The organism is Bradyrhizobium diazoefficiens (assembly GCF_016616235.1).
GTDB lineage: Bacteria > Pseudomonadota > Alphaproteobacteria > Rhizobiales > Xanthobacteraceae > Bradyrhizobium > Bradyrhizobium diazoefficiens_H.
Genome location: NZ_CP067100.1, coordinates 1,911,686 through 1,938,439 on the forward strand (window position 1 = coordinate 1,911,686; position 26,754 = coordinate 1,938,439).

Here is a 26,754-nt window from a genome sequence, read left to right on the forward strand (position 1 = left end):
GGACGCGGGATTTTCGAAGGCCGAGTCGTGTACCGTAAGGGGCACGTATCGAGCCATACCAGCACCAGCTTGCACCAGTGGTCTCTCGCTTCAGAGCTCACCCACTCCCCTGGAGCCCGCTATCACCGGGGCATGTGACGGAGCTGTTGTCTTGGGCAAGCGCGGTTCCAGCCCAAGAGAAGTCAAGGGAAGTGTGGTCTCCGAACTCCGATTTCCGTCTACGCAATGGCGGGCTACCAACCTTGCGGCAACTTTGCTGACGCACTTTCCTATTTTTCCCGGTCGGGCCTTGTGTTATTTTAGGTTACTTTCTTAGATTGTAAGAATGTAGCGACACTTCAGTGATTTGGGGGAAATAATGGCCAGGATCGCTGTTTCCCGCGAAGCATTCCGCGGTCTGTTCGCCTTTTATGCTGCCAAAGCGCACCACGATCAGAGGCACGACGGCGAGCATTGTCTCACGAAGCTGTTCAGATCCAGCGACGACATACCTGATGGTCTACTCGAGCTGTGGTCTGAGCGCGTCGACACGCTCGATCCCGACACGGTTGGCAATGTCCTATGTCCGCGCGCTCGCGCGGTTGCCGATGGCCGCGTCGAATACGATCATGCCAGCGACTTCCTACATGCCTTACTGAGAGAATTGAACGGGAAGCAGCACTGAGCGCAACGAACAAGCCGGGCCTTTGCGCCGGGCTGATCGCCAATATGGTTGGGTTCTCGCGCAACAACCATCACGAAAATGGAAAATATGTTTGAGAAAATATGGGAGGTTGGATTGGAAGCTGCCCGCCGCTTTCGCGCAGGGCATTGTTTTGCCGATGGACTGCCGCGCGAACCCTGACAGGAGCTGGCTGCTCGCAGGCAGAGTACTGGGAGCATCTGGCGACTGCGGCTTTAGCTCATTGAGTTTCGATGGGAGATGTTGGCAACTTGTTAGCCCGGCATGGCTAATATTCGAACTAAGCCGGCGGTAAGACGGGCCATTTATTTAGGACGGAGTGGTCGCCTCGATTGTTCGTTCGCACTTGCACCTCCAAATACAGCAATGAGGCAATCACCTTCCCAAAGCTCAACGTCGTGCTCGCAACACATTTGTTCGGCTCGACGTCTCGCCGCCTGCTCGTCAATGCAGTCGAGCTTTGCGGCGCAAATCACATGCCGCCTGCTGTCCACCACGAACACTTTGTACCGCATGATGCAGTCCCATCCCAAAGGTGGACCGTCACCGTACTCGAATGTCCGTCTAAGGCCGCGCCAAACTTCAATGAATGTGCGCGGAACCTTTGTACGTGTGTCAATTCGGCTATACCAGCTAGACCTCATCGACCGAGCGACCGACGCGTCAGGTAAACCTAGTCAGAGTAGTGCGCTTCAGTGGCGCAATCTCACCGCGTGCCGAAGCGAGCGGCTCGAGCTTAAGATGGAGAGCATCCCCAGCATCATCAGTAGTCCGCCGAGCCAAGTTGCCGTTCGGCTCGGCGCTTCGTTACGTGCCTCTGCAGTGAGCACGAGCGCGTCGATCGGCATAGTCGGACGTTCGGACATCGGCGTAGTCGGAGGTTCGGTCGAAGTCACCGCATCATTGGCCGGCGCGGCCGCGAGAAGTCGCTCAACATCGACTTGGCTCGGCACGGAGTGCGTGGGCCGGCGGCCGTGCTCAGCGATGAGGGCCGCCGACATTAGAGTGGTGCCCGTATCGAGATCGGAGGCAGCATCAGCTACCTTGACTTCGGGGTAAGGCGGCTGAGACGGCTCGGCCGGTCCGGAGCGCAGCAACTCCGCGCGCGCATCAACGACCCCGCTCTGCCTGGGCCGCGTGGTCCCGTTCTCGTCCAAACTGGCGGTGTTATTTTGCGCCACGCGCCGACGAACCGTCTTCTTCACCTTCGCCACACCCTCGGTAAGGAACCAGCATTTGCGGTGCCCGTCCATTCGGTAGACCCAATGCTGGCTATCGGGGGTCGAGTTGCCGGGGCGTCCCAAGCATTCCCCTTGCGGCGGAGAGGTCACCGTAGGTTGGGGTGCAGCAGTATTGAAGATATCCGCAAGAGGATTGGAAGATGCAGCCCCCGTCGAAAGAGTTTCAACAAGAACCAAACTGACGAAGCACATTCGCAAATAACCGGACATCGAAAACTCCCGGTGTTGCGCCCCGCCCGGCATGACCCTTCGTACTGACATAGGCGGCCATGCGGCTCAAATCTGGCGGCGCCATGGATTCATTGTGCTCCCGACGTGAGCCCCGGGTCCGAATGCAAATCCGGTCTAGCCGCTCAAGGTTGCAAAACACAGCCCCACCGTCATGTGGGTCGAGTCGCGGCGGCCGCCGGACATCACTCCTTGGTTTTCTGCGATCCACCGCTGTCTTAATCGTGCTTAGGTACATCGGTTGTTAAGGGTCGGTTTAGTTCCCGGCATGATCATTGGGGACCACAAGGGGCCCGAGCATGCAATTGCACCATGCCAATACCTTGGAAATAATCGAGACGGTCGCGGATCAGGGTAGTGGCGAGGTCGCGACGTGGCCCGTCACGCTCGGCCGATCGGACTTCTCGTCCTCCACTCGAGATGAGGTCATGGCGCTATTGGCGCCAACCGGTCATCCAAAATCCACTATTTGGCTCCTCGCGGTTGCATTGGCTGGAGGTTTTGGAGTGGGATGGGCTGGTGCCTGGTATGCTCCTGCAACCATCTCGGCTCTCAATCCAAATGCTCGGATAGAACCGGCTTCGCGCCGCGTGCCGGACACAAAGTCCGGCGGTAAGGCCGAAAGCAGCCGTAAGATGGCATTAGGAGCAAGCTCGCGAACACCGCCCGGTTTAGTTCAGCCCTCCGCAATCAGCGCGAGCCTTGCTCCGAAGCCTCTCGCCAAAGCGTCGGGTGGCGCGCAATCGGCGCAAGCTTCGAACCCAGCTTCTTCAGTTTTGCAGGCGGACATGTCTGTGACCGGCTCGCTCGAGCCTGCGGGGCCGCTCCTGTCGGTCCCGGAGACAAGACCAACAACTATTGGGGGGTGGGCAGTCCTTGACGTTCGCGGCGGAACGGCGGTGCTCGAAGGGCCCGATGGGATTCGAATGGCAGCACGGGGGGACGTGATTCCCGGCATCGGGCGAATCGATTCTATCGTGCGTTGGGGCAACCGCTGGATAGTTGCAACAGCTCGTGGATTGATCTCGACGCCGTAGGCGTAACCGAAAAGAGGTTGAGAAGGAGGAGACAACCTGCGCGAGATGCGTCCTAACTAAGCGGTTCATCGTCAGGCAACTGGTTTCGGATCATCCAATGACCCTCGGCGTTAAGCATTTGATACTGAATTGACAGCCTGCGCGATGGCGGCGGGATCTGCGTGCGTGACCATATGCCCGGCATTCGGAATCAGGTGAAGATCGGACCGAGGTAGCGCCTGATGTAAATCTCGCGCTTGCTTGGGTTCGATCACCTGGTCCTCTGCTCCATGGAATATTTGCAGTGGGTTGCCCATAGTTGGAACGAGGAGTGCACTCTCCTCCGCAGCCGCCCTCAACTGTCTGGGCCTGAGAACTAGAGATGCTGGAAATTCATTCTTGAACGTCTGCGGGACCGAACGGGCGCGAAGATTTTACGGAGGGCTCCCGGCAAGACGGCCCAGGAAATGACAGGCGCGACAGTGTAACTGACCAAGTCGCCCAGGACCGGTATAGCTGGACCTGACATCAACCCACACGTCCAATCGAGCGGTCCGGAAGTAGTACCATCCCAGCGATACCATAGGCTTCGACATAAAGCTCGTCCTCTTGCCGAAACATCCTCAATCCGTTTCCGACGTTCAGAAATCGTCATAACAACACGCCGACGGAACAGCCTGCCCAATCCACTCATCGGCCAGGCGGGGTATGCGGCAGCTTGTTGTTGCCGAGTACCGGCTGGCCTGGTGCTCGGTCCAGTGGCGGATGTGGCCTCGCGAGTGGCCCAGCTCGACGGGCTCGGCTGTCGGGTACCTTCCCAAGCCTTCGTCTGCTTTCGGGTCAGAAGCGGCGGTCGAGGCAAGCGCCGGGCGTGTCCACTGCAACTCAAACAGCGGACGTTGTTGCGGCGGGAACGCTGTTCAGCTCGGCATGTCTACGCGCTTGCACAATCTCTGGTGACCACGACCGGCAGAAACGCTCTACGCCCGCGCTTTCCCGCAAGGCAATGGACCAAGTGGCATAGGTCGCTAAAGCACTTCAGCATGAACCTGAACCACGCCACGGTCCGTAATGCCCAAGCTGCGCGCGGCGCCAAGTGAAAGGTCGAGGACACGGCCGCGAACCCTTGGTCCGCGGTCGGTGATACGAACCACCACCGACTTGCTGCTCGTAGCATCAGTGACGCGAACTCTTGTGCCGAACGGTAAGCTGCGATGCGCTGCTGTCAGCGAATCCCGATTGAACGGAGAACCGCTGGCTGTTTTTCCTTTCTGGTATGAGTAGAACGAGGCTCTTCCGGAAAAAATTCGATTGAAAGAGCGGGTCCCTGGGCCAGCTGTCGAATCTCGTGCCGATTTGTTTCCGATCGGAGGTTGCGCTTGTGGCTCATCGTTCTTTGTCTGGTCAGGTCCCTCAGGAGCGGGCTCTGCGTGAGCCTTTGGAATGATGGACCACCTGTCGTCGAAGGACTGCGCTACCGCAGGGTTCGCATGACTCGCCATCCACACCGGGACTGTTGCAATCGCGATCATTCTAGCAAGCAAACGCATGATCGGCCTCACTGAAAAATCGAACTCGAAAAACAATGCGAACTTATGAGTTGTGTTCCTGCACATGCAGGGATCCAAATGTCGGGAGGTGACAGCATACCGATTTTTCCGAAATTTGATGCACCGAGGCGTGTGGGCGCAGTGCAGCAAGCATTTATCCGTTGCGGCGCATCACGTTGACTGGCCAGAAGTCCTGGAGCTAAGTGTCTAGCGGCGCCAGCACCAACACCGGACCCGGACAAAAATGGACACGCGGGTCCCGCGTTGAATCACGTTTTTTAGATGCAAAGAGATTATGTCACCTTCACCGTCGGATGGATCGGCTGCGGTCTTACCGACGCCGATTTCATGCAGCTAAAGAAACTTTAGCGCCTGGCGGCGCACCTACGGAACAGCGTGACATCTAAGAAGTTCACGGAACGAAACGTAAGGTGAGTGTTTCTCTGGCTTTGGGAGGTGCCCATGCCTTCGCAGGCCATCATAGAAGGCGCGTGCGCGTTCGCTTGGCGAAACTACTTGCTGCTCCACAGCGGTATCAACGAAAATGAGGAGAGGCGTTCCGCCCTTCATCGCTACGTCACCAATCTTCGTAATGCCGGCGAATATGATTTCGGTAGTTTGCAAATAGCGGCAGTCGCCTACTTGAAAAAGCTGGACGAATTGCATGACGACCGAGTCGAGACTCGCGGCAGATGAAATCTTGGCCGAAGGTTTAGAATCAAATAGTGCACAACTGACACTTGGCTTTCGGCCATAATATGAGAGACGAAGAGAACAGCATGGCAGGCAATACCTCCAACGCAAGCCGGTTCGCGCGCGACCGATAAAGGCGCATCACCGCAGCAACAGCAGTCGGCATGTAACCCTAAAGCCAATTATGCACTTTCAGGTCTCGATGCTGCGGATGTGGGCCGACAATATCGAGAGGTTCGCGGGTAACTACCAAGCGGGATTGGAAGAAACCCGACCACCGTCGAGGAACAGTTAGACAGCCAACGCGCGCGCGTAGATTAACGCGGATCGTTCGGCTGAGCCCGAGCTGGTCCAAGTGACCGGATCGCGAGCAGTGGCGGCAATGGCCGGCTCATTGGCGGCCTCGCCCGAGGGATGAGAAGTCGAAGTTGGCCAGCGCTTCACCCGCGTTGCCACGGGTGTCGGACGGGTTGGAGGCGCAGTAGTCCTTCTGCGGCTGGCAGTAGTCCTTGTGCCGCGGGCAACTGTAGTTCGTGGCATCATTACAGCCGCCATCGGGCTTATCCCTCTTGCCGTCCTTCGAGCAATCGTCGTTCCCGGCGCACTTCGGATGGTCGCCCTTGCGGATGTTATCGGAGCAGTCGTCGCGGCCCTCTGCGGAGTCGGCCGATTCTACACTTTCGGCGGCAAGCCCAGTGAAACCAGCATCCTGCGTAGGCGCCACTGCCGGTCTGCGGCTTATGTCTCCGACCTGAAGCGGCCTGCCCGCCCTGGCAAGATGGATGATCATATCCGCGCCGTGCGTGATTTCGGGGCGGTGCGCTATGCTCACGCGAGTCATATTTAGATGTCGCAGATTCGCATTGATTTCTTTTTCCTTTTCGGTGTCAAGATGTGCCGTGCCCTCGTCCAGGAACAGGATCTTTGGTCGGCGATAGAGCGCGCGGGCGAGCAGTACCCGCTGTTTCTGCCCGCTGGAAAGCGAGCTTCCCATGTCACCGATGAGACTGTTGTAGCTCATCGGCATTGCCATGATGTCGTCGTGGATGCCGGCAATCCGCGCACACTCGATCATCCAGTGCTGGTCGAATGTAGTCTCAAAAAAGCAGATATTGTCGGCAATCGATCCTGACAGCAATTGATCCTCCTGCATCACCGCGCCGATTTGTTCGCGGTAAACGCGCGATCCGATCTGGCCTAGCGGAAGGCCGTCGATCAGGACCTCGCCGCTCGTTGGCTCGAGCAGCCCAAGCATAATCTTGACAAGAGTTGTCTTGCCGCAGCCGGAGGGTCCCATGAGCGTCACGAATTGGCCCGGAGCAACGCGCAGGTTGATGTTCTCGAGAATCAGAGGCTCTGCTTCTGCATAGCGGAAGCACACGTTGCGCAACTCAATCGCGCCTTGGATCGGTCGCACATACGATAGGTCCTGGTCGTGTCCCCGCTCCAGTGGGGTGAGTGCAATATCGGCGAGGCGCTCCAGGTGCAGTCCAAGAATGCGCAGGTCTACCAGCTTCTCGATGAGCAGCGCCGTCCGTTCCGCGAACTGCAGCTTGTAGCTGACGAACGCGAAGATCATGCCAACCGTCATGAGATTGTCTAGGGCGAGGCGAGCGGCAAGGTAGATTGTGACTACGTTTTCCAAGCCGAAAATCGTGTCGTTCATCGCTTTGAAGCTGATCTTCGCCCGGCCTAATCGCACGTTGGCATTTACATAGTCGGCATAACGGTTGAGCCACTGGCTCTCCCGCTCGTTCTCTCGGTTGAGCAGCTTCAGGCTCTGCACCGCTCGCACGGTCTCGATGAAGGTGGAGTTTTCGTCTGCCTTACTGTGGATGGCCGCTTCGTTCCGTCGCCGGAACATCCTGAAGAGCGCGAGCCGCAAGGCGGCGTACAGCGCGAATGCGAACAGGACGACAAATCCGAGTTGTATGCTGTAGGTGAACATCAACGCCAGCATCAACGCCGACATGAGACCGTCGATCAAGCCCGTGATCAGTCCCTCCGCGAGCATGTTGCGGATGGGCTCGATCGAGCCGAAGCGCGACACGATGTCGCCGATATGCCGCTTTTCGAAAAAGGAGAGTGGCAAACGCACCAGATGATGAAACAGCCGGGCGCCGATCTGAAAGCTCAACGTGTTCTGCAGAATAAGAATAATGAACGAGCGGGTCGCGGTCGACGCGACTTTGGTCAGGAGGAGGAGCGCGAATCCAAGTCCGAGTACGAGCAGGAGATCGACGTCCCCTCTGGCGATCACCTCGTCGACTGTGAGCTGCATGTAGAAAGGGGCGGCGAGAATAAGAATCTCGGTGACCACTGACAGGACTAATATTTGCATTAAGATATGAACGTTTCCGCTCATTCCGCTAAAGAATACCGAGAACGGTAATCGCACTCTTTCGTCTGTGCGGCAGAACCCTTCGGTGGGTGAGAGCTCGAGCACGACTCCGGTGAGATGTCTCGATGCTTCGCTAATGGGAAACCATTTCTCGCCAGCCGCCGGATCGTGCACCACGATCCCATTTTTCTTGTACGCTTTCAGGACAACGAAATGAGCCATGTCCCAGTGCAGGATAGCCGGGAGGCGCAATTGCCTGAGATGGCCAAGCTCAATTCGCAGCGGCCGGCATGCGAGGCCCAGGTGAGCCGCTATCTCCATGAGGTCGCGGAGAGTGACACCTTTCAGGGATACTGGGTATCGACGCCGCAGGCTATTCATGTCGGTTCGATAGCCGTGATAGGACGCCACCATGGCAAGGCATGCCAGCCCGCATTCCGCCGCTTCTGTCTGCCTAACGAGCGGGAGGAAGGCGCGCCCAGTGAAATTCAATAACCCCTGCATGCGGCTACATCCTTGCGCTAAATATCGGATCAAGCAGCCACCGCATTAGCGAGCGCTGCTCAAGAACGACATCGGCCTTAAGCAGCATGCCTGGCTGAAGCGGAATCTTGAGACCATAGGCATCGATGTCGGGCCTCGCGAGAGCCGCAGTCACGCGGTAAGCCGGCTCCTTGAGGGTAATCGGCCCGGTACTGTCGTTGCCGGTCAGGATCGTGTGAGAGACCTTTGTCACGCTGCCGCGGTAGGTGCCGAATTTCTGATAGGGAAACGCATCGTAGAGCATCCTGACCTGCTGGCCGGGGCGCACGAAACCGAACGCGCGCGTCGGAAAGAACAGCTCAGCCTGCAAGGTCGCATCGAGCGGAACGATTTCCAGCTGCATATACTTTGGATCGGCGATCTGGCCGACGGTCGCCTGTACCGTCGACACGCGCCCGCTGGTCGGCGCTTTGATAATATACGCTCGCCGTCCATTCACCTCGGCAACGCGCTGTTCGATCCAGGAAAGATCATTGCGCAGCACGCGAATCCTATCTCCCGCCACGATCGGAAGTTGCTCGAGTGTATGCCGGGCGTCGGCCAATTGAGTGCGTCGTGCGGTGATCTGCTGATCAAGGGACGCCACGTTCTGCTTTTGCTCCAGCGCGGCCTGCTCGCGTCGCTTCAGCTCGATGGTCGGCAAGGCCCCGCTCGCGGTCAACTTGGCGCCCGACGATACGAAACTCTCGGAGAGCTTCAGCCGATCGCTCTGGATCTCTCTCTGGTCCTCGAGCTGAGCAGTCTCTGCCTCAATCCCTTTGATCGTGGACGCGAGGCGATCGTGCTCCGAGGCGGTCCGGCGCTCTTCGGCAGCGATCTGTCGCTCGATGACATCGCGTTGTTGCGTCAGCGCTGCGAGGACTGCGGCATTGACGTCATCGCCGTTGGCGCTGATTTGGGCAGTGACCACGGTCAGGAGCGGGTCGCCCTCGGCAACCTCCTGCCCCTCCTTGACGTGTAGCTCCTTGATGAAACCCTGTTGTGGCACGAAAATCTTGGCCGTGCCGAAGGTCGGCGTTAGATAGCCGGTTACGGTTTCCTTGCGCGCGTATTGAGCGATGGTGAGAAAACATAAGATGATTGTAACAAGCATCGCGAGAGACCAGCTGAGGATCGTGCTCGATATCGGCTGCAGCGATACGACCTCGCCCCAGCTGTGACGCTGATGCAGAAAGTCGATTGCTTCGTGGCGAAATAGAGCTGGCCGAGTCTCCATCGACGCACCTTGCTAGGCTCTCATTCGTCAATTTATGGGGCTGCGCGTAAATATTGTTCCGCCGCAGCACGTCCGGATGGATACCGCACAATGCGGTGGAGAACCGCTTCCCGCTATCGAGAAGCGGCTCTCGCGCCAACATTCATTGCATTAGGCGTTATCGGAACTGTTCGATTGGATGCCCGCAAGCCCAGCAACGTTCACCTGCACGGTATCGAAGCTGAGAACGTTGATCGAGCCGTTGCCATTGCGGTCGCCGCCGCTGCATCCGCAGCTGCCGCTACCGGCTGCTACGAGGTCGAGTTCCTCATCGGTTAGTTCGACAGGGGTCGCAAATTCTTCCATCATGTTGCTCTCCTTGGATGTAAGTGGCGCGATGTTGCTATAAGTGCTGCCACGCTACGAATAGTCGGCAGCCGCAAATCTGGATGCACTGTCGCGGAAATTTCTGTGAGGCATGGGATGACGCTTACCATTCATTCGAGCACGCTTCATCCACGCTTCATCGCGAAAAGATCCCGAGCAAGTCACGCCTTATTCTATTCTTGTCGATCAAGTGGGTGGCATGGCGCCACCGCGCAGGATCCCAATCAGCATCTCGTTTTGCAGCTGATGCCGAATTCCCGTTTCGAAAACGGTCGGCCGGTCGTCGATCGGTGCTGCCATTGCCCAGTTGACCAGCTACGAGCTCAAGCTGGGTTAATCATGCGTATCTAGCTCGTTCTAATGGGCGCATTGCTGACTTGGAGTCTTTGCCCGCCGTTGAAGCATGCGAAGAGACCAGTCATTGGGAAGACACCAATCATTGGAATGTCCAACATTGCCGATGGTTTGCCTGTACTATCCACCAATCCGTTCGGCTTCGGAGCGGACCCAGGCTCGGCGCTCCAACACTCAACTCAGGACTCGGAGGGCGTCGCTCCGAGCCGTGTATTGTTGTGTCGGACCACGGTCCGCGAGAGCTTTCACCCATCGAACGCCCGTAGCGCCGCCTTCGAATTGGAGCGATACGACGTAGCCATCCTGCAGCACCAACTTCGGACCAGTGGCCTTCATGATCTTCCTCATGAACTGCTCGGGCCAATGATGGAGCCCTCTGCGACGACAGGTCCTGCTATCGGCACAATCGTGAGCCAATAGTAGACAGCGCCCGCTTCCTCTCCGCCGATAATGATCGTACCGTCGCCGCTCAGTTCATCGATGGTATCTTCGTGCAGGTCCATTTGCTCAACCCTCAAGAAGGCGAAGCGCGCTGCCGACGGGCTGTTCCTGCATGTTACTCTCCTTGTGTGTTGATGGCGTCGTAAGTAACAGCCGCCATCCCTCTCTATTCGGAAGCCGGCAATCTGGATGCAGCGTCGCTCGAATTGTGCCGATCAGGAATGACGGCGCCGGTCATTGATACCGCTCGACCTCCAGGAGGTCGCAATCAAGCTCGCCGCGAGCGCATGCGGGGCAACGGGCCGTCAATTTCCCGATGCGAAATCTGCTGGCCGGATCGTCTATCGGTGCTGCCCTTGCTGAGTTGACCAGCTACATAATTCGTGATGGCGGAGATCGGAAAATTTTTTCGACAGGTTTGGGAACGAACTCGATTGTGCTGGCTTGCTTCACCACTCGCGCTCGCATTTTTCGTTTTTATTTAAATTATTTAATTATTTGAATTTGTGTCACTGGTTAAATGTGGGTCACTGATATGCCCTGCGCGGGATAATTTGTTCCTGCAGAGGATAAGAGTGGCCGCGTTGCCACAGGTCGCTGCGACCATGCCCCATCAAGGCGCCAGTCTTACAAAAGCAGAGTCTCACTGCGACACAGCGCAGGATGAGATAAATTTTGATTGCAAGACGACTCTCAACTATGAGACGGCGCTGCTCGAGTGCGCATCCGGATCACAGTCGGCCGTCGGCGAGATCTACGTCCGGGAGAAGGCGCAGTTGCGCGCGATGGCGCACCGCATCCTCCACGACGGGTCGCGGGCGGAGGACGTCATCCACGATGCATTCGCGCAGATTCTCCGATATGCCAAAAACTTCGATCCTGCACGCGGATCGGCCCGGGGCTGGATCTACGCGATCGTCCGTAACACGGCGTTCAAGATGCAGGCGAACGCCAAGCGCGAAGTCACGCTCCAGGACGACACTCTGAACGCCATCTCTGCGCGGGAACAGTCTGTTCCGAACCCCGAGTCCGGCATCCCGGACAGCATGACCCTCCGCACCATGCTCGATCAACTTGAGCCAAAGCGCCGCGCGAGCCTGCTTCTGGCGATCGTCGACGGCCACACGCACGAGGAGATCGCCGAATACCTCCGGGTTCCGGTCGGAACCGTCAAGGCGTGGATCCGCAGAGAGCTCGTGGCCATGCGTCGGCAACTCGAATGAGGCGTAAAGTTATTTTTCGCCGCTGCATCCATCGGCGTGCGTCGGCGACAGTAGGAGTGACGGCGGGGTGATCGGCGGCATGCGCCCGCCGCAAATCGAAAGCCGGGAGCGAAACCATGTCTATCCTGAGCAGCGTTGCGAGCATTCTCGAGCTAATGAAGATTCCAGGACTCGGCGGCCAGCGCGAGGCATCCGAGCCAACCGAGCCCGACCACAGCAGGCACTCCAAGTGGGATGACGACGACAGAGGGCGCGGCGACTACTCGAAAGACGGGGACAAGAACGACTATTCCAGGCTTAGCGGAAAGTACGATTATTCAAAGTACGACTGTACGAAGCAGGGCGAGGACGACGCCTCGAAAGACGGCAGGGGCGACAGCTATCATAACCCGGGTGAAGCGCTGGCCAAGTTCGACTTCTCACAGGGCGATTTCTCACGGGACGATTTCGGCTCGCACGGTCCAGATCATTCGGGTGACATCCAGTGCGCGCTCGCTTCGATGTCGTCCGACGATGCGCTCGAATACGCGATCGGCCAGATGGGCCCGGCGGACCACTTCGACGTAGGGCATTTCGAGGGGCCGGCGGACACCTCGCACGACACGGACGCCTGATGCGCCGAAAGGGTTCGCCCGGTGAATGCTGCCAGGTGAGAGTTGTTGAGTGGAACGAGATGAAAGGCGGCGGTCATGAACGAAGTAGAAAAACGCGAACTGTTCGAACAAGAGCGGAAGATCTTCGAAGCTGGGGCGCAACGTGTGGAAAAGCGAACCGGTTCTTTCAGTTTCTTGACCTGGCCGTTCTTCGTTGCCATTGCCCCGTTGATCGCCAACGAAGAATCTCTTGCTGCAACGTTCAAATTCGAAGCAGCCGAACAGGAAGACGCGAAAGCCGCGCAGGCAGGCGCCGCTCCGCAGGCGACGTATGACCAGTCGCCGGCAATTGATCCCTCTAGAGCGGACGCAGAGGCTGTGACAGCCAAGAGGCCAACCGCCTCGTCGGGGGAGGCGCATGCGGCCCAGTTCGATCCGACCCGGCTTCTGACGCAGCCGCATGAAGACGTGCCCAAGCCGAGCACCGCCCGCAGCGAAGCTGTCGTCGGCGCAGAGGATAGAGGCGACGGAGGCGGCGATGATGCCGATTTCCGCCATCATGACGCTCACACCTCAATTGACGATGAATCCGCCAACTCGCTGTCAGCGGCTTCCCACCTCGGAAGCAGTCAACTGCTGGGTGGGTCAACGCTCGAAACCGTTCAGTCTAATGTGCTTGGCGACTCGTTCAGCCCGTCGGTCGTCGGCTCCTCCCCCCTGCTTGGAACGATCGGAAGTCCTGGCAATGACGTAGCGAGCACGGTCGCGCCGGTCGAGACGGCGGTGCCGCCGGTGCTCACGACGGCGACCGATACCGTGAGCACGCTGAGCCACGACGTAGCGAGCACGATCGCGCCGGTCGAGGCGGCGGTGCCGCCGGTGCTCACGACCGCGACTGACACCATCGGAACGCTGGGCCATGATGTAGCGAGCACGGTCGCGCGGGTCGAGACGGCGGTGTCGCCGGTGCTCACGACCGCGACCGTGAGCACGCTGAGCCGCGTGAGCACGCTGAGCCACGACGTAGCGAGCACGGTCGCGCCGGTCGAGACGGCGGTGCCGCCGGTGCTCACGACGGCGACCGATACCGTGAGCACGCTGAGCCACGACGTAGCGAGCACGATCGCGCCGGTCGAGGCGGCGGTGCCGCCGGTGCTCACGACCGCGACTGACACCATCGGAACGCTGGGCCATGATGTAGCGAGCACGGTCGCGCGGGTCGAGACGGCGGTGTCGCCGGTGCTCACGACCGCGACCGTGAGCACGCTGAGCCACGACGTAGCGAGCACGGTCGCGCCGGTCGAGACGGCGGTGCCGCCGGTGCTCACGACGGCGACCGATATCGTGAGCACGCTGAGCCACGACGTAGCGAGCACGATCGCGCCGGTCGAGACGGCGGTGCCGCCGGTGCTCACGACCGCGACCGATACCGTGAGCACGCTGAGCCACGACGTAGCGAGCACGATCGCGCCGGTCGAGACGGCGGTGCCACCGGTGCTCACGACGGCGACCGATACCGTGAGCACGCTGAGCCACGACGTAGCGAGCACGATCGCGCCGGTCGAGGCGGCGGTGCCGCCGGTGCTCACGACGGCGAGCGATACCGTGAGCACGCTGAGCCACGACGTGGCGAGCACGGTCGCGCCGGTCGAGACGGCGGTGTCGCCGGTGCTCACGACCGCGACCGATACCGTGAGCACGCTGAGCCACGACGTAGCCAGCACGATCGCGCCGGTCGAGGCGGCGGTGCCGCCGGTGCTCCCGGCGGCGACGGATACCGTGAGCACGCTGAGCCACGACGTAGCGAGCGCGATTGCGCCGGTCGAGGCGACCGTGCCGCCGGTGCTCACGACGGTGACGGATACCGTGAGCACGCTGGGTCACGACATAGCGAGCACGATCGCGCCGGTCGAGGCGGCGGTGCCGCCGGTGCTCCCGGCGGCGACGGATACCGTGAGCACGCTGAGCCATGAGGTGGCCAGCGCGATCGCACCGGTCGAGGCGGCCGTGCCACCAATGCTCACGACCGCGACCGACAGCATCGGCATGCTGAGCCATGATCTAGCGAGCACGGTCGGGCCCGCCACTGGCAGCACTGGGAGCGGTGACATTGCGCAACCACGCAATGTGGCCAGCGACACTCTTGCGAGTGCGGTGCGGGCCGTTGGCGCGGCCGAGCCGGTGCTCACGGCGGCAACGGCCGCTGTGAGCCATCCGACCAGCGACGGGTCACATCCGGCCGACACCGAAAACGTGGCGAGCGACACTCTTCCGAGTGCGGGGCCGGCCGCTGACGCGGCCGAGCCGGTGCTCACCGCGGCAACGGCCGCTGTGAGCCATCCGACCAGCGACGGGTCACATCCGGCCGACATCGGAAACGTGGCGAGCGACACTCTTCCGAGTGCGGGGCCGGCCGTTGACACGGCCGAGCCGGTGCTCACCGCGGCAACGGCCGCTGTGAGCCATCCGACCAGCGACGGGTCACATCCGGCCGACACTGCAAACGTGGCCAGCGATGCTCTTCCGAAGGCGTTGCCGGCCGTTGATACGGCCGAGCCAGTGCTCACCACGAGCGCTACCTCCTCGAGCAATTCAACTGGCGACGGGGCACATCCGGCCGACATCGGAAACGTGGCGAGCGACGGGCTTGCGAGTGCGGCGCCGGCCGTTGACACGGCCGAGCCGGTGCTCACCGCGGCAACGGCCGCTGTGAGCCATCCGGCCAGCGACGGGTCACATCCAGTCGACACCGGAAATGTGGCCAGCGATGCTCTTCCGAACGCGTCGCCGGCCGTTGATGCGGCCGAGCCAGTGCTCACCACGAGCGCTACCTCCTCGAGCAATTCAGCCGGCGACGGGTCACATCCGGCCGACACCGGAAATGTGGCCAGCGATGCTCTTCCGAACGCGTCGCCGACCGTTGATGCGGCCGAGCCAGTGCTCACCACGAGCGCTACCTCCTCGAGCAATTCAGCCGGCGACGGGTCACATCCGGCCGACACTGGAAACGTGGCCAGCGATGCTCTTCCGAACGCGTCGCCGGCCGTTGATACGGCCGAGCCAGTGCTCACCACGAGCGCTACCTCCTCGAGCAATTCAGCCGGCGACGGGTCACATCCGGCCGACACTGCAAACGTGGCCAGCGATGCTCTTCCGAACGCGTCGCCGGCCGTTGATACGGCCGAGCCAGTGCTCACCACGAGCGCTACCTCCTCCAGCAATTCAGCCGGGGACGGGTCACATCCGGCCGACACTGCAAACGTGGCCAGCGATGCTCTTCCGAACGCGTCGCCGGCTGTTGATGCGGCCGAGCCAGTGCTCACCACGAGCGCTACCTCCTCGAGCAATTCAACCGGCGACCCGTCACATCCGGCCGACACTGACAGCGGTCAAGCCCCCGGACCAGCCGACACCCTTCTCGCGCTCGCCACAGCGCCTGACGCACCGACCGCGACTTCTGGATCCGCGACGGCTGCCCCAGCCGACGGCGCAGCGGACACATCGAAAGCCGTGGCGGCCGTCGACCCGACCGCCTCCGCAAGCGACGTGATCGCCTTGAAAGACGCGCCACCGCCTCCAACGGATGCTCTGCACACCGGCACACAATATACCGACTACGGCGTCGCGCTGAGTAGCGACGGCACCATTGCCCCGCAGCATGCCGGGTCTCCGGCCGACGCCACATCGGATCACGAGACTTCGGTGCCGGGGGTTGCGGATGTCCAATCACAGGCGCCGCCGCCTCCCGACATCATGGATACGACTCTTCCAACCGATCACCATGCCATCCTATAGCGGGGGCCGAACATGGCGGCTGTCGAGACACTGGGCAATCCGCCGCGCGACCATTCCCCGGATAGACTTCGCGTTGCACTCGGCGGCGAGGCTCTCGATCATGTTGGACCTGTCAACCCGCTGGCGGCTTGGCGTTCGGTCGCGCGCGCGAACCTGATCGCGGTCGCGGCATTTTCGGTCGTCGTGAATCTGCTGATGCTCACGCTGCCGATCTACCTGTTCCAGATATCCGACCGCGTGCTGACGAGCCGCAGCTTCGAGACACTGCTGATGCTCTCGGCTCTCGCGCTCGCATTCATCGGCATTCTCTCGATCGTCGACATATTGCGTCGGCAGGTGCTGGGGCGCCTTGCAACCAAGATGGAGGCCTTGCTCGGCGGCGCAGTGCTGGCGAGCAGCATCAACAACGCGAGGGCCGGCGAGGGCGGGTCTATCCACGCGATCCGCAGCCTTCACCAGGTGCGCGGCTTCCTTTCGAGTCCCGTCATGCTTCTGGTGATGGACGCGCCGCTCTCGCCCCTCTACTTCGGAGTCATATTCCTTGTTCACCGAGATCTCGGCTTCATCGCTGTCGCGGCGGGTTTGGCCTTGGCCGTGATTGCATTGGTCAACCAGAGAGCGACCTCGGAGCGTCTGGGCCAAGCGGGCCTGCATGCCGCCGAAGCCGACGCGGCGGCCGAGTCACTGGCGCGAAATTCACAGGTGATCAATGCGATGGGAATGCTGAGCGAGAGCATTCTCCACTGGGGTCGCCGGCAGGCGCCGGCTCTGACGGTGCAGAGCCAGGCCCTCGACCGGAATTTCTGGATCAGCGGTGCGTCGAAGTTCGTCCGGCTCGTGACCCAGATCACGATCCTTGGCACGGGCGCCTATCTGGCCCTCCACGCCGAGATCACCGGCGGCATGATGATCGCGGCCTCCATCATTGCCGGTCGCGCCCTGCAGCCGCTTGAGGGCTTGATCGAGGGATGGCGCAGCTGCGTTCAGGCGAGATCGGCTTATGCGCTCGTCAAGCAGGCGGTCGAGTCGTTCCAGCGCGAGACGCCGAAGCTGCGCCTACCCAAACCGCAGGGACGACTGACGGTGGATCGGGTCTTGTACCTGCCGCCCGGTTCGAAGGAGCCGGTGCTCAATAGTGTGTCGCTCGAGCTCGCGCCCGGAGAGTCTCTGGCCATTGTCGGACCGTCCGGATCAGGCAAGTCGACGCTCGCGCGCATTCTGGTGGGCTGTCTGGTGCCGACGGCTGGCAAGGTCAGGCTGGACGGAACGGAGCTGCGCAACTGGGATCGCCGCCAATTTGGGGAGTACACAGGCTACCTGCCCCAAGAGGTCGAATTATTTCCCGGGACTATCAAGCAGAACATCTGCCGCATGCGGGACGACTTGCCCGATGCGAGCATCTATGAGGCGGCGATCTTCTCGGGCATCCACGACATGGTCTGTCAGCTCTCGCAAGGATACGAGACCGTGCTCGACCGCGGCGGCGGACCGCTCTCCGGAGGCCAGAAGCAGCGCATCGCGCTCGCCCGGGCCTTCTTCGGTAATCCGTCTCTTGTCGTGCTCGATGAGCCCAACTCGAATCTTGACGCGGCGGGCGAGCAGGCTCTGACCGAGACGCTGCAGCGCGCCAAGAAGCGGGGGGTCACTGCAGTAGTCGTAACCCTGCGCCCGGCCTTGCTGAACAGCGTGGACAAAGTTCTCATTCTGCGGGCCGGACGGGCGGAAGCATTCGGATCTCCGAGCGACGTGCTGCATCGCCTGGTTCGGTCGCCCGGCGGAGCCGCCGGCGACAAGCCGGAGCAACCGCAACGCATCGAATCCTCGGGCCCGGGGAGGTGACCAACTCGGGAGGACAGCATGAGAGCTGAGAAGGACAGCACCGGCGAGTGGTATCGCGGCGTTCCGCTGAGTGCCAAATGGCCCATCTTCACCGGCCTCGCCATTCTGGTCGTTTGGCTTGGTTTCTTCGGTGTTTGGGCCGGCGTCGCGCCACTGAACAGTGCGGTCGTGGCCTCCGGCACGTTCGTGGCTACCGGACAGAACAAGCTGGTGCAGCACTTCGAGGGCGGCATCATCCGCGAGATTGCGGTCAAGGACGGTGATGTCGTCGAGGCGAACCAGGTCCTGGTTCGCATGGACGATACCGCTGCCAATTCCAAGCTGAGGCGTCTGGAGTTAAAGAAGTATCGGTTGCTCGCCATGAAGGCCCGCCTCCAAGCCGAAATGAGCGCTTCAGAGACAATCGAAACTCCGGCCGCCTTCAGCGAAAGCGAACGTGATCCGGAAATCAAAGCGATTCTTGAGCGGCAACGTGCCGAGCTGCGGGCACGCCGCGCTAGTCTCGTGTCCGAGGAAAGCGTACTCTTGAAGCAGATTGCCGGGCTGGAGGAAAGCATTCGCGGATATCAGGCCCAGGTGCAGTCCACCCAGGAGCGCATTGCGCTGTTCGCCGAAGAGCTCAAGGACAAGAATTCGCTTCTTGGCCAGCAGTTGGTCCGCAAGTCGGATGTGCTCGCGCTGCGACGCTCCGAGGCGAGTCTTGGGGGAGAGCTCGGCGAGTATCTCGGCCGCATTGCCGATTCGAAGGAGCGGATCGCTCAGGCGAACGAAAGAATAGCCCAGCTCCACGCGGCGGCGTTCCGGGATGCGATCAAGGAGCTGCGCGAGACCGAGGCGGATCTGGACGATGTCGAGGAGCAGATTCGCGCCGCCCGGGATGTGGTCGATCGGGTCGAGGTCCGTTCCCCGGTCCGTGGCGTCGTGGTGAAGAAGAACTTCCATACGCCAGGCGGCGTTGTGGCTCCTGGCGCCGTGATCCTTGAGCTCCTACCGGTAGGCGAAGAGCGCATCATCGAGGCACATGTGAATCCCAAGGACATTTCGCACGTGAGTATAGGCCAGGAGGCGTTGGTGCGGCTGTCGGCGCTCAACCAGCGCATCACGCCCATGGTCGGGGCGAGCGTCACCTATGTGTCAGCGGACACGTTGTCGGAGCAGGAGAAGGCCGAAACACGTCCCGGTGGTAACACGCGTCGGGAATTCTATGTCGTTCGGGTGCGCCTGGACCAGGATGATATTCTCAGGCGCATGCCAGATTTCATTCCGACGCCCGGGATGCCCGCCGACGTTTACATCAAGACCGGAGAACGCACGTTTTTCGAGTACATCATGAAGCCCGTCCTCGACAGCTTCTCCCGCGCTTTCCGCGAAACCTGAATGGACCAGAAATCTGGTCGCCAATGCTGAGCTCTCACGAGTACCCCCAGCGGGAGAGGGTGTGCGAGCGATTGGTGCGAATGCGCAACCTTGCATTTCCACATAGGGCACGGGTTGTCCCGGTCGAAAGCATAAAGCTGCACCTCATGATCATGCTTGCGCGAGTGCTGAAATCAGAAATGCCATTCGCGCCGAGCACCGGATAGTTGTTACTCTCGGTTCAATACCCCACACTGGCAGATCATGATTCGGGCGTATCATGGACCCAAGGCAATTTGAGAACATGTCGATTGATGAGTTGTGGGATCTACATACAACGGTGGATGCCATTCTCGCTGCGAGGCTGGCCGTCAAAAAGGCTGAACTCGAAAGGCGGCTCGAGCAACTCCGCCCAAAGGACGACCGAGGCGACGCATCAGAACCTCACTGACTTATTATGAACCGCGCAGCCGAGATCCGACGGTTCTCCAGGCTATCAGTGCGTTGCGGAATCTCTGTCGCTCAAGCCGCTTCTGGCGGAGGGCGTGCTCCGTGATAGGGATCGGGATACGGCGGCCGCAAATTCGAGCCCAGTACGGCAAGCACAGGCTTCGAGCCACGATTAGCAGGGAGGCCTTCCATTCTAAATTTACGAAGAGGAGCAGAGAGGCTTTGGTCGTGTACTCATGCGGCGATCTCGAGCTGTTCGAAGAACTCATAAGGGCTACTGGGAGCCCGCGTTTTTAGGACGGTGTCGTCGCTAAGGACTTTGAAAAATCGCGCATCAGTTCGGCGGCTGCTCTCATTCAGCTGCGCCGCACTTGGTGCATGAGCTGAGCGACGATACGAGGGTCCTCCTGTCCGCGAGCATAGGGCGGAAGTGCCGTCCCCCGAGCCGGACAGCGGCGCGACAGATTCTGTACAATCTTGGCGAAGGTCGTGCTGGGCAAATCATCGCCGGAGACTATGTTGAAGCCTGCTGCGGATGCAATTTTCCCGACGACCAGAGCTTTTGCTCTCTGGATCAAGCGCCTCCTCCTCCAGCGCCAGGTCGTGCTCCGTCAATTTCGTCTCAAGCCGCAGGCTGTTCACTTGGCGCTGCGATGCCGAAATCTGGAGCCGACCGAAAAATACAATAAATCAGCAGCGATGGGATTGTTGTCAAAGTTCAGTCGGTATAAGCGCGAGGTCGCTCCGTTTCGGCAGTCTCGTTTGAGGCCAAGCAGCGCCGCGCGCGTTCGATCTGGGCGTCGCTAGCCCCGTGGTTGCGAGCGTACATCTCGGCCACTGGTGCCGAATACTTCGCCACGTAGTATCTGACCTCGCTGCAAGAGATGCGTGTTGTGGGCCTGTGGTGACGCGAAGCGAAAACTTCGGACCCCAGCGGGATCAGCAATAAGGCAATAATGGCTCCCGCCCGTACAATCATTTCCCGTTCCCCCCACATCCCATGTGAAAGAGAGCAGGCCTGAGTCGCGCACACGGCGCAAATTAACAATCGCGCACTGGTCAAAGTGCCGGGAAACTGTTGCGACAATGCTTCGGGTTACCTGGGCATGGGGACAGACACAGGTGTCGTAAACCGGCCGGATGCGGCTTCGCAAAAATGCCGAAGCATCGCGTTTAACGGTGGCTACAGCCGCCGAAGAACTCTCTTTCTAGCGGCGGCCTTCCGGATACGCCGACCACTGCCAATCCGTCTCGCGTTAGCGGCGCGCAGGCGACGCCGGAGCGTCTGCAGTTCCCCAAACAATGCGAGCAGCCCCTCGACCCGTTCGCGCAGAATAGCCGAACGGTTGTAAACCTGACCTCGATTACTCATCACTGCCTCGAACAATGATTATTGAAACGACATGCAGGCGATAACGGGAAAAGTATGCAATCGGGGGGAGGAACATACAACCCCCAAAAGACGATAGCGTGAACGTTGAAGGAGGCCCGATAGACTGCATAGGGTTGTCGTTGCGCGTCCCTTTCGCTTTGTCTTTCGGGTCGGCTTTCGTTCGAAAGGCCGGGTCACTCAGGTAAGGCTGCGGGCTGATATGCCGCAGCACAGGGACGCGGCGCCCTGGAGCTGGCATGAACGCAACGCTTACTTCCTCACCACTGATTGTCCGGGTGCGCGATCAAGAGGCCGCCGAGGGCTGGCCAAGCCCGTGGTGCCGGAGAGAGAGTCGCTACGTGTGATGCTCCCGACCCGCTCAAACGTGGTGACGAATGCCGCGAGGGCTGCGACTGTCGCTGCAATCGCGAACAACAGGACCACGGTCCGGTTGGGGTTCCGCTCAGTACTCATGAGCAACTCCACTCAGACGCCCTGGCGGCTGACCAGTCTGCGCAAACTCCGCACGACGACTTATCGTTGTCGGCTTTCGCTTCGAGAGCTCGGCCGAGCGCGCTCTGGATACCAACGTGACTACGCAAAACGACGGCGACCCCGATGCTTAGGCTACGAGAGACCCTCCTCTTAGGCGACGGCGGAGATCAAGGATGGAATCTCCATGGTATCACAAAGAGATCTGAATCTCACCAGCAGACAATCCGCCAAGCGATACTTGTGCCGAATGGCGTGACCGAGACTACTTGGACGGCTTAGCTTTCGTTCTGGGATCGTCCGCGGGGTCGACGTAGGTGATCGCGAACGATCCCTGGCCATGTACCTGCACCACAGTCGGACTACTCGCCCAAGCGTAATGGTTCATTTTGGCCGGCGCCTCGGCATAGTCTCCAGCCGTGAGCAGCAGGCTCTTTGCTTCGTCGAGCCTATCGCCCATTCCGAGATGGAAATCGCCGGAGATGACGGTGACCATTTCGGCCGTCGGGTGATTGTGAGCGGGGATTTGATATCCGGCAGGCATCTTCAGCCGAACAACATATAACCCATCCTTGGATGGATCCCCCGATAGCACCGCAATCTGGGCACCCTCGGGAACGAAATCCGGCGCAGCCGCCCATTCGATCTGAGACGCCTTGACCGGCATCTTCATGTCGTCGGCAAGTGCGCCGGACGCGCCGGCTACGAGAAGCACAAGACTCAGCGTACTAGTTCGCATGCTTCGCCTCCATCTTAACGACAACTTTGTTCAGGTTTAAAAATATCTGTCGGTCAAACTGGGTTGTTGGTTCAGATCAGCCTCTGGTCTTATGTTGGCCGATCGAAAACGCGGGTGCTCACTGCGACGTGTCGTCGCGATGTTCGGAGGCTCTAGCGACTGAATGACCGGCGCTGCACTGCACGATAACTCGCCGATCGCCTTCTGACGAGGCTCCCAAGTCAGCCTATGGCGACTTGTCTACCATTCGGGATCGTCGAAGCTATCATACTCCCGCACGATGTACTCTCGCGTGAAGCGCTCCACCGGACGCCAGTGCTCGCGAATGACGATTGTCGGAGTCGGGGGCCGCCAATAGTCAGGATGGATGACTATTGTCGAAGACGGCGGGTAGAGATAGGGCGTATGAACACGCCAGCAAACGTCTCCCCTACACGCAATCGCGGCCGAGGCGCCCGTAGTGAAGAGCGCAAGAAGACCAGCAGCGACGCTACCGGCCAAAACTGCGTTCCTGTCCAATGACCGGTTCAGCTGGGTCATGTTTTCCTCCTCCGTAACAGCGCTTCTTCTTTTGCTGCGTCGAAACAAACCCCCGCAGAAACCCCCTAGTTTCAAGCATCCAACATTAAAACTCACCTTACTTCGAAAGCAGCGATCAAGTTGTCCAGCCATCTGGGACGGGTTCACACCTCCATCTATCTCGCATCGCGGTAGCGCAATGAGCGACGACGGCGGCATTCGGTCAGCTTCGGTGTAGGGACGATCGCGTAAGCTTGCTTGCGGTTGTGGAAGCGCTAGGATGCATCTGCAATTCACACTGTCTTTTTTCGATGGAGCATTCTTATGATTGATATCCATATCCTACGAATACCGTCCGCCTTTGTCTGCTTCGTACTTGCCTCGCTTGGGACTGACATTGCCGTGGCAGAACCAATTGGCCGTTACGAGTGTAACGTAATCGGTGCACCACTTCAGGACCAGGTAGGCGACCGCGACGGTCACGCGCTTAGCAGCGTGCAATACGCGTGCTCAGGGGTGGATGGACTGCTGAAGGGCGCTGTGTATACGTCTATGAACGTGAGCGAAGCCGACGGACCTCAGAGGACGTTTCTTTTTGGAGGTGGCATTCATCGTGTACCTGGTGGTCTCGCTATAACTCAGATCGTAGACGGAGGCGGTACAGTCGTAATGAAGGATGGCAAACCCGCGGGGACAAACGCGTCCGGGAAAGCAATCGTAAAGTTTGCCTCCGGCACCTTGAGCCAGCTTTCTGGCAAGACAGTCACGTTTGCGTCGAAACCACTTGGCTATAATCGGTTCGACTTGCAATTCGGCGACTGAGTTGGGGGCAGAGCTCTGGGTGATCAATGTTCTGTCTCTCGTTTTTGGCTGCGGAAGGTGCTCGCGCACGCGGACTGGCTGCTGCTATAGCTGTTGTGCTTGAGAGCGCGGGCATGCTCATTCGAAATCATGGCGCCGGCGGCGTGCTCTTGCTCGGCGTCTGGCGGAAATTAGCTCCCTGATGCCATAGCCAATTATAACGCCGGCGGAGAATGCGGCCGCCGCAATCAGCGCCAAAGAGAATGCCTTCATAGCCGCGGAATTCGCCGCAGTCCGAAACGCTCCCGACGCGCCGAATTGCTCAAACCACCAGACCTAGTGCAACACTCGTTCGGCTTCTGCCGCCCGGACCTGTTCTCTCAGGTCCTCGAGCTCCTGCATCAATCTCAGGAGATCGACCAGGGCGTGTGTCAAAATACGTCCTCGCTGTTTTAAGATTGGACCCTTTTGTCCCATGGCTACACACCTCCTTGCGTGGTGGATCCAATCCGCAAGGTGCGTGCCGTCCGAGCACGCCGAGGCGCCCTGAGAGCCGATAAGCGGGGATGATCAAACGTCGGCGTTAGAAATGTCCAGGCCTGTTTCCTGACGACTCTGCGCTCCAATCGTGGCAGTTGGAATGACGCCCTGGGTACCAAGACTCGCCCGAGTTCGAGCGCTGCCGCACGGCGTTCTATTTTCAAATTGGGGTACGCCAGTGCGACGACGAAGGTAGCAAAGGCCGCCCCGCAGGCGGCGGCAGAGTGTAAACGCGATCAATAGCATGTACTGAAATAACCCTCGGCGGCAAGGCTGCCCGGGGCCTCGGGTCAAAATCTAAGGGGATGCAAACTTTGCCGCGCAGGTTCCGTCCGAATTCGACGTGACGCTCTGAGGAGTGCCAGACGAAACCCGTTTCAATCCGGTGAAATCTCCCTCAATGCACGTTAAAGGGAATTTCAGGGAACCGCCCGGGCGCTGGTAAACATTAAAATGGATCCAGGTGATCAAAAGTGCACTCAGGACTTACTCGGCGAGGGCTAACCTCTGCGGCGCTCGGGCGATCTGCCAGCCCCGTGCGCCCGGCCTTGGAGCGCCGGCCCACACGTACCTTCAGACGGCCGGGGGTCGGCGTGTCCGAGGGCTCAGGCCTCGTGTTTCGAAACCCATGCCGCACGGCGCATTTATTCCAATTGAAGTCTGGCCGAACGTCTTCGCCGCCGCATTGCCTCACAGACGAAGCGCGGGTCGACACCGGCAGCCGCTCATTGCCCCCCGGGCGATCGGCGCTGAAAGCAGCGGCTGCAATCGTACCTGGTGCAACGTCCACGATGCCGCGCACGCGGAACTCGCGCATGTCGCCAAAGGTGTCTTTGGAAGAGGCCGCCAAACGAGGCGGGCTGTGTCACTGATTAAGTTGTTAATTCGATTTAATTTGTTAGATTTGCAAAATTAAACATCGCGATGCTCAACAATTTGGCGGGATCGACGCAATGCCCAAAATCGAAGACGACGATCGGCGCGAATTCTTGAAGGCCTGCGGGAGATTCGCGGCCGTAACGCCTCCAGCCATGACACTGTTATTGTCCACTTCGCTTACATCAGCAGCGATCGCGCATTCCGGCGGCGGACGCGTTGACGGCTCTAGTGGCAGCCGCAGTCCCGGGTCCGAGCATTCCTTTATTAACAACGATCGCGAAATGGGAATATCCGTCGGTGGAGGCGGTGGTGGTAAAGGAGGAACCGCAGAGGTTGGCAGCGGCAACGGCGGCTCAGCGCCTGGCCCAGTTGGTGTGACCTCTGGCTCATCACCATCACCTGGTACGGCCGTCCACATGACGACGTCGACGACACCATCACAGACCTCGGCCACGCCCAACAAGAGCACTGACTATTTCGATCCCGGACAACCAGCGGCGAACTCCGCTTTTCCAAATAACGACCAACGAAGCGTTGCGCATCCTGCCGGCTCTTCAACCGGTGTCGCGGCCGTGCAGACCAACCCAACTATTTTAAATGCCGTGAGCAGTCAGACTAGTATCATACCAAGCTCTGGAGCGGGCATCGCGGCTAGACAAACCCACCGCAGAAAAGCGGGCGCCGGCGGCTAGTCTACACCACGCCAGCGAGACTTCATTGACGTGAGTCGACCTCCCCTGAGGGCCCCTGCCGCAAGCGTGGCTGCCTGTTACGACGGCTGATCCCTGTTTTTCTGAACGGCGGACTGCTCCAAGGGATCCCGCGATCGGTTGGTCTATGTGGCTGATACCAACTTACGTCGAGAGTTGACAACGAAACTGGTTGCTGGGGAGCCGGGACCTCTCTTCGTCAATCGGCGGGGAACGGCCCCTAGGCCTCATTCCGTTTGTACGAAGCTGCTGGTCCTCGGGGGACAAGCGGGCATAAAGCGCCGCGTAACCTGCATATTTGCGACACAAGGCTGCGATGCTTCTCATAGAAACGGAGTGGACAAGAGAGTCGTTCAGAAACTGCTGGGACACTTGAGCTTTGCGACTACGGAGATCTACACCCACGTGTCGGACGAAACGCTTCGAACGACTTTTGAACGGGCGAACGTGCTAGGCACTCTCGCGCTTTGAAAAAAGGCGTTTCGAAGCGCGAAAGTGATTCGCCATGCCGGCAGGGGTGCGGAGCGACAGGACCATACTGGTCACGGGCAAGTGGCTGGGTCCGTGCAAGGCCGATCAGCGTGCGAACGGCGGCCTTCGACGGGTTATCAACAGGCCACCTCGCGCCTTAGGCTGCCCTCCGGTAAGAAAACAGGGCTTCCATAATAGTGGGTCTAGCGATGTAGTGGACCCCCGCTACCAATCCTCAATTTTTTGCACGCCGAACTGCGATCCGGGCGATTTTTCGCCCCGAATGGTCTGTCCAGTGACGCAG

The 26,754-nt window shown here is 59.8% G+C and carries 17 protein-coding genes and 1 pseudogene; 9 read left to right on the forward strand and 9 right to left on the reverse strand.

What is annotated here, in order from left to right; all coding sequences use genetic code 11:
• Positions 1–358: 358 nt before the first annotated feature.
• On the forward strand, positions 359–664 hold the full coding sequence (locus JJB99_RS09075; RefSeq protein WP_200498438.1) for a hypothetical protein: 306 nt from the start codon (positions 359–361) through the stop codon (positions 662–664).
• 710 nt (positions 665–1,374) lie between these two features.
• On the opposite strand, the gene JJB99_RS09080 is transcribed toward JJB99_RS09075, so the two are convergent.
• From JJB99_RS09080 to JJB99_RS36755, 3 genes are all read right to left on the reverse strand, one after another.
• On the reverse strand, positions 1,375–2,133 hold the full coding sequence (locus tag JJB99_RS09080) for a hypothetical protein (protein ID WP_200498439.1): 759 nt from the start codon (positions 2,131–2,133) through the stop codon (positions 1,375–1,377).
• Between the two features lie 1,165 nt (positions 2,134–3,298).
• On the reverse strand, positions 3,299–3,484 hold the full coding sequence (locus tag JJB99_RS36920) for an alpha/beta fold hydrolase (RefSeq protein WP_433995753.1): 186 nt from the start codon (positions 3,482–3,484) through the stop codon (positions 3,299–3,301).
• 711 nt (positions 3,485–4,195) lie between these two features.
• Entirely contained in the window at positions 4,196–4,783 is a 588-nt protein-coding gene (locus JJB99_RS36755) for a septal ring lytic transglycosylase RlpA family protein (RefSeq protein WP_349629010.1), read from the reverse strand.
• A gap of 396 nt (positions 4,784–5,179) precedes the next feature.
• Between JJB99_RS36755 and JJB99_RS09090 the strand changes: the two genes are divergently transcribed.
• Positions 5,180–5,413: a hypothetical protein gene (locus JJB99_RS09090; RefSeq protein WP_246775182.1), complete on the forward strand. Its 234-nt coding sequence runs from the start codon at positions 5,180–5,182 to the stop codon at positions 5,411–5,413.
• Between the two features lie 388 nt (positions 5,414–5,801).
• Here the strand turns inward: JJB99_RS09090 and JJB99_RS09095 are convergent, their stop codons facing one another.
• The 4 genes from JJB99_RS09095 to JJB99_RS09110 form a co-directional block, all read right to left on the reverse strand.
• Positions 5,802–8,255, reverse strand: a complete 2,454-nt coding sequence (locus JJB99_RS09095; protein ID WP_200498440.1) for a peptidase domain-containing ABC transporter — start codon at positions 8,253–8,255, stop codon at positions 5,802–5,804.
• Positions 8,256–8,259: 4 nt separating this feature from the next.
• Positions 8,260–9,510, reverse strand: coding sequence for an HlyD family efflux transporter periplasmic adaptor subunit (locus JJB99_RS09100; RefSeq protein ID WP_200498441.1), 1,251 nt, complete (start codon positions 9,508–9,510; stop codon positions 8,260–8,262).
• A 150-nt stretch (positions 9,511–9,660) separates the two neighbouring features.
• The gene (locus JJB99_RS09105; protein ID WP_200498442.1) at positions 9,661–9,858 is read right to left on the reverse strand and encodes a hypothetical protein; all 198 of its coding nucleotides are present in this window, start codon (positions 9,856–9,858) and stop codon (positions 9,661–9,663) included.
• A gap of 716 nt (positions 9,859–10,574) precedes the next feature.
• Positions 10,575–10,733 carry a hypothetical protein gene (locus tag JJB99_RS09110; protein ID WP_200498443.1) on the reverse strand — a complete coding sequence of 53 codons (159 nt, stop codon included), beginning with the start codon at positions 10,731–10,733 and terminating at the stop codon, positions 10,575–10,577.
• A 513-nt stretch (positions 10,734–11,246) separates the two neighbouring features.
• Between JJB99_RS09110 and JJB99_RS09115 the strand changes: the two genes are divergently transcribed.
• The 5 genes from JJB99_RS09115 to JJB99_RS09135 all read left to right on the forward strand — a co-directional run bounded on the left by JJB99_RS09115 (position 11,247) and on the right by JJB99_RS09135 (position 19,498).
• Positions 11,247–11,894, forward strand: a complete 648-nt coding sequence (locus JJB99_RS09115; protein WP_246775183.1) for a sigma-70 family RNA polymerase sigma factor — start codon at positions 11,247–11,249, stop codon at positions 11,892–11,894.
• A 116-nt stretch (positions 11,895–12,010) separates the two neighbouring features.
• On the forward strand, positions 12,011–12,508 hold the full coding sequence (locus tag JJB99_RS09120) for a hypothetical protein (RefSeq protein ID WP_200498444.1): 498 nt from the start codon (positions 12,011–12,013) through the stop codon (positions 12,506–12,508).
• Between the two features lie 651 nt (positions 12,509–13,159).
• Positions 13,160–16,282, forward strand: a complete 3,123-nt coding sequence (locus tag JJB99_RS09125) for a hypothetical protein (RefSeq protein WP_200498445.1) — start codon at positions 13,160–13,162, stop codon at positions 16,280–16,282.
• Between the two features lie 12 nt (positions 16,283–16,294).
• On the forward strand, positions 16,295–18,121 hold the full coding sequence (locus tag JJB99_RS09130; RefSeq protein WP_200498446.1) for a type I secretion system permease/ATPase: 1,827 nt from the start codon (positions 16,295–16,297) through the stop codon (positions 18,119–18,121).
• A gap of 18 nt (positions 18,122–18,139) precedes the next feature.
• On the forward strand, positions 18,140–19,498 hold the full coding sequence (locus JJB99_RS09135) for an HlyD family type I secretion periplasmic adaptor subunit (RefSeq protein ID WP_200498447.1): 1,359 nt from the start codon (positions 18,140–18,142) through the stop codon (positions 19,496–19,498).
• 2,558 nt (positions 19,499–22,056) lie between these two features.
• On the opposite strand, the gene JJB99_RS09140 is transcribed toward JJB99_RS09135, so the two are convergent.
• Both JJB99_RS09140 and JJB99_RS09145 read right to left on the reverse strand, forming a co-directional pair.
• Positions 22,057–22,464 carry a cupin domain-containing protein gene (locus JJB99_RS09140; protein ID WP_246775185.1) on the reverse strand — a complete coding sequence of 136 codons (408 nt, stop codon included), beginning with the start codon at positions 22,462–22,464 and terminating at the stop codon, positions 22,057–22,059.
• Between the two features lie 306 nt (positions 22,465–22,770).
• Positions 22,771–23,070, reverse strand: a complete 300-nt coding sequence (locus tag JJB99_RS09145; RefSeq protein WP_200498449.1) for a hypothetical protein — start codon at positions 23,068–23,070, stop codon at positions 22,771–22,773.
• 2,273 nt (positions 23,071–25,343) lie between these two features.
• Here JJB99_RS09145 and JJB99_RS36155 point away from each other — a divergent pair.
• A pseudogene (locus tag JJB99_RS36155) lies at positions 25,344–25,622 on the forward strand (hypothetical protein); the annotation flags it as partial.
• A gap of 693 nt (positions 25,623–26,315) precedes the next feature.
• Positions 26,316–26,450 (forward strand): tyrosine-type recombinase/integrase, encoded by a 135-nt coding sequence (locus JJB99_RS36160; protein WP_246775186.1) that lies wholly within the window; start codon positions 26,316–26,318, stop codon positions 26,448–26,450.
• The last annotated feature ends 304 nt before the right edge of the window (positions 26,451–26,754 follow it).

What these genes read in the sequence shown, in the direction of transcription:
- JJB99_RS09075 (WP_200498438.1), top strand. Translation starts at nt 359, where the DNA reads ATGGCCAGGATCGCTGTTTCCCGCGAAGCATTCCGCGGTCTGTTCGCC.
- JJB99_RS09080 (WP_200498439.1), bottom strand. Translation starts at nt 2,133, where the DNA reads ATGTCCGGTTATTTGCGAATGTGCTTCGTCAGTTTGGTTCTTGTTGAA.
- JJB99_RS36920 (WP_433995753.1), bottom strand. Translation starts at nt 3,484, where the DNA reads ATGGGCAACCCACTGCAAATATTCCATGGAGCAGAGGACCAGGTGATC.
- JJB99_RS36755 (WP_349629010.1), bottom strand. Translation starts at nt 4,783, where the DNA reads ATGTGCAGGAACACAACTCATAAGTTCGCATTGTTTTTCGAGTTCGAT.
- JJB99_RS09090 (WP_246775182.1), top strand. Translation starts at nt 5,180, where the DNA reads ATGCCTTCGCAGGCCATCATAGAAGGCGCGTGCGCGTTCGCTTGGCGA.
- JJB99_RS09095 (WP_200498440.1), bottom strand. Translation starts at nt 8,255, where the DNA reads ATGCAGGGGTTATTGAATTTCACTGGGCGCGCCTTCCTCCCGCTCGTT.
- JJB99_RS09100 (WP_200498441.1), bottom strand. Translation starts at nt 9,510, where the DNA reads ATGGAGACTCGGCCAGCTCTATTTCGCCACGAAGCAATCGACTTTCTG.
- JJB99_RS09105 (WP_200498442.1), bottom strand. Translation starts at nt 9,858, where the DNA reads ATGATGGAAGAATTTGCGACCCCTGTCGAACTAACCGATGAGGAACTC.
- JJB99_RS09110 (WP_200498443.1), bottom strand. Translation starts at nt 10,733, where the DNA reads ATGGACCTGCACGAAGATACCATCGATGAACTGAGCGGCGACGGTACG.
- JJB99_RS09120 (WP_200498444.1), top strand. Translation starts at nt 12,011, where the DNA reads ATGTCTATCCTGAGCAGCGTTGCGAGCATTCTCGAGCTAATGAAGATT.
- JJB99_RS09130 (WP_200498446.1), top strand. Translation starts at nt 16,295, where the DNA reads ATGGCGGCTGTCGAGACACTGGGCAATCCGCCGCGCGACCATTCCCCG.
- JJB99_RS09135 (WP_200498447.1), top strand. Translation starts at nt 18,140, where the DNA reads ATGAGAGCTGAGAAGGACAGCACCGGCGAGTGGTATCGCGGCGTTCCG.
- JJB99_RS09140 (WP_246775185.1), bottom strand. Translation starts at nt 22,464, where the DNA reads ATGAAGATGCCGGTCAAGGCGTCTCAGATCGAATGGGCGGCTGCGCCG.
- JJB99_RS09145 (WP_200498449.1), bottom strand. Translation starts at nt 23,070, where the DNA reads ATGACCCAGCTGAACCGGTCATTGGACAGGAACGCAGTTTTGGCCGGT.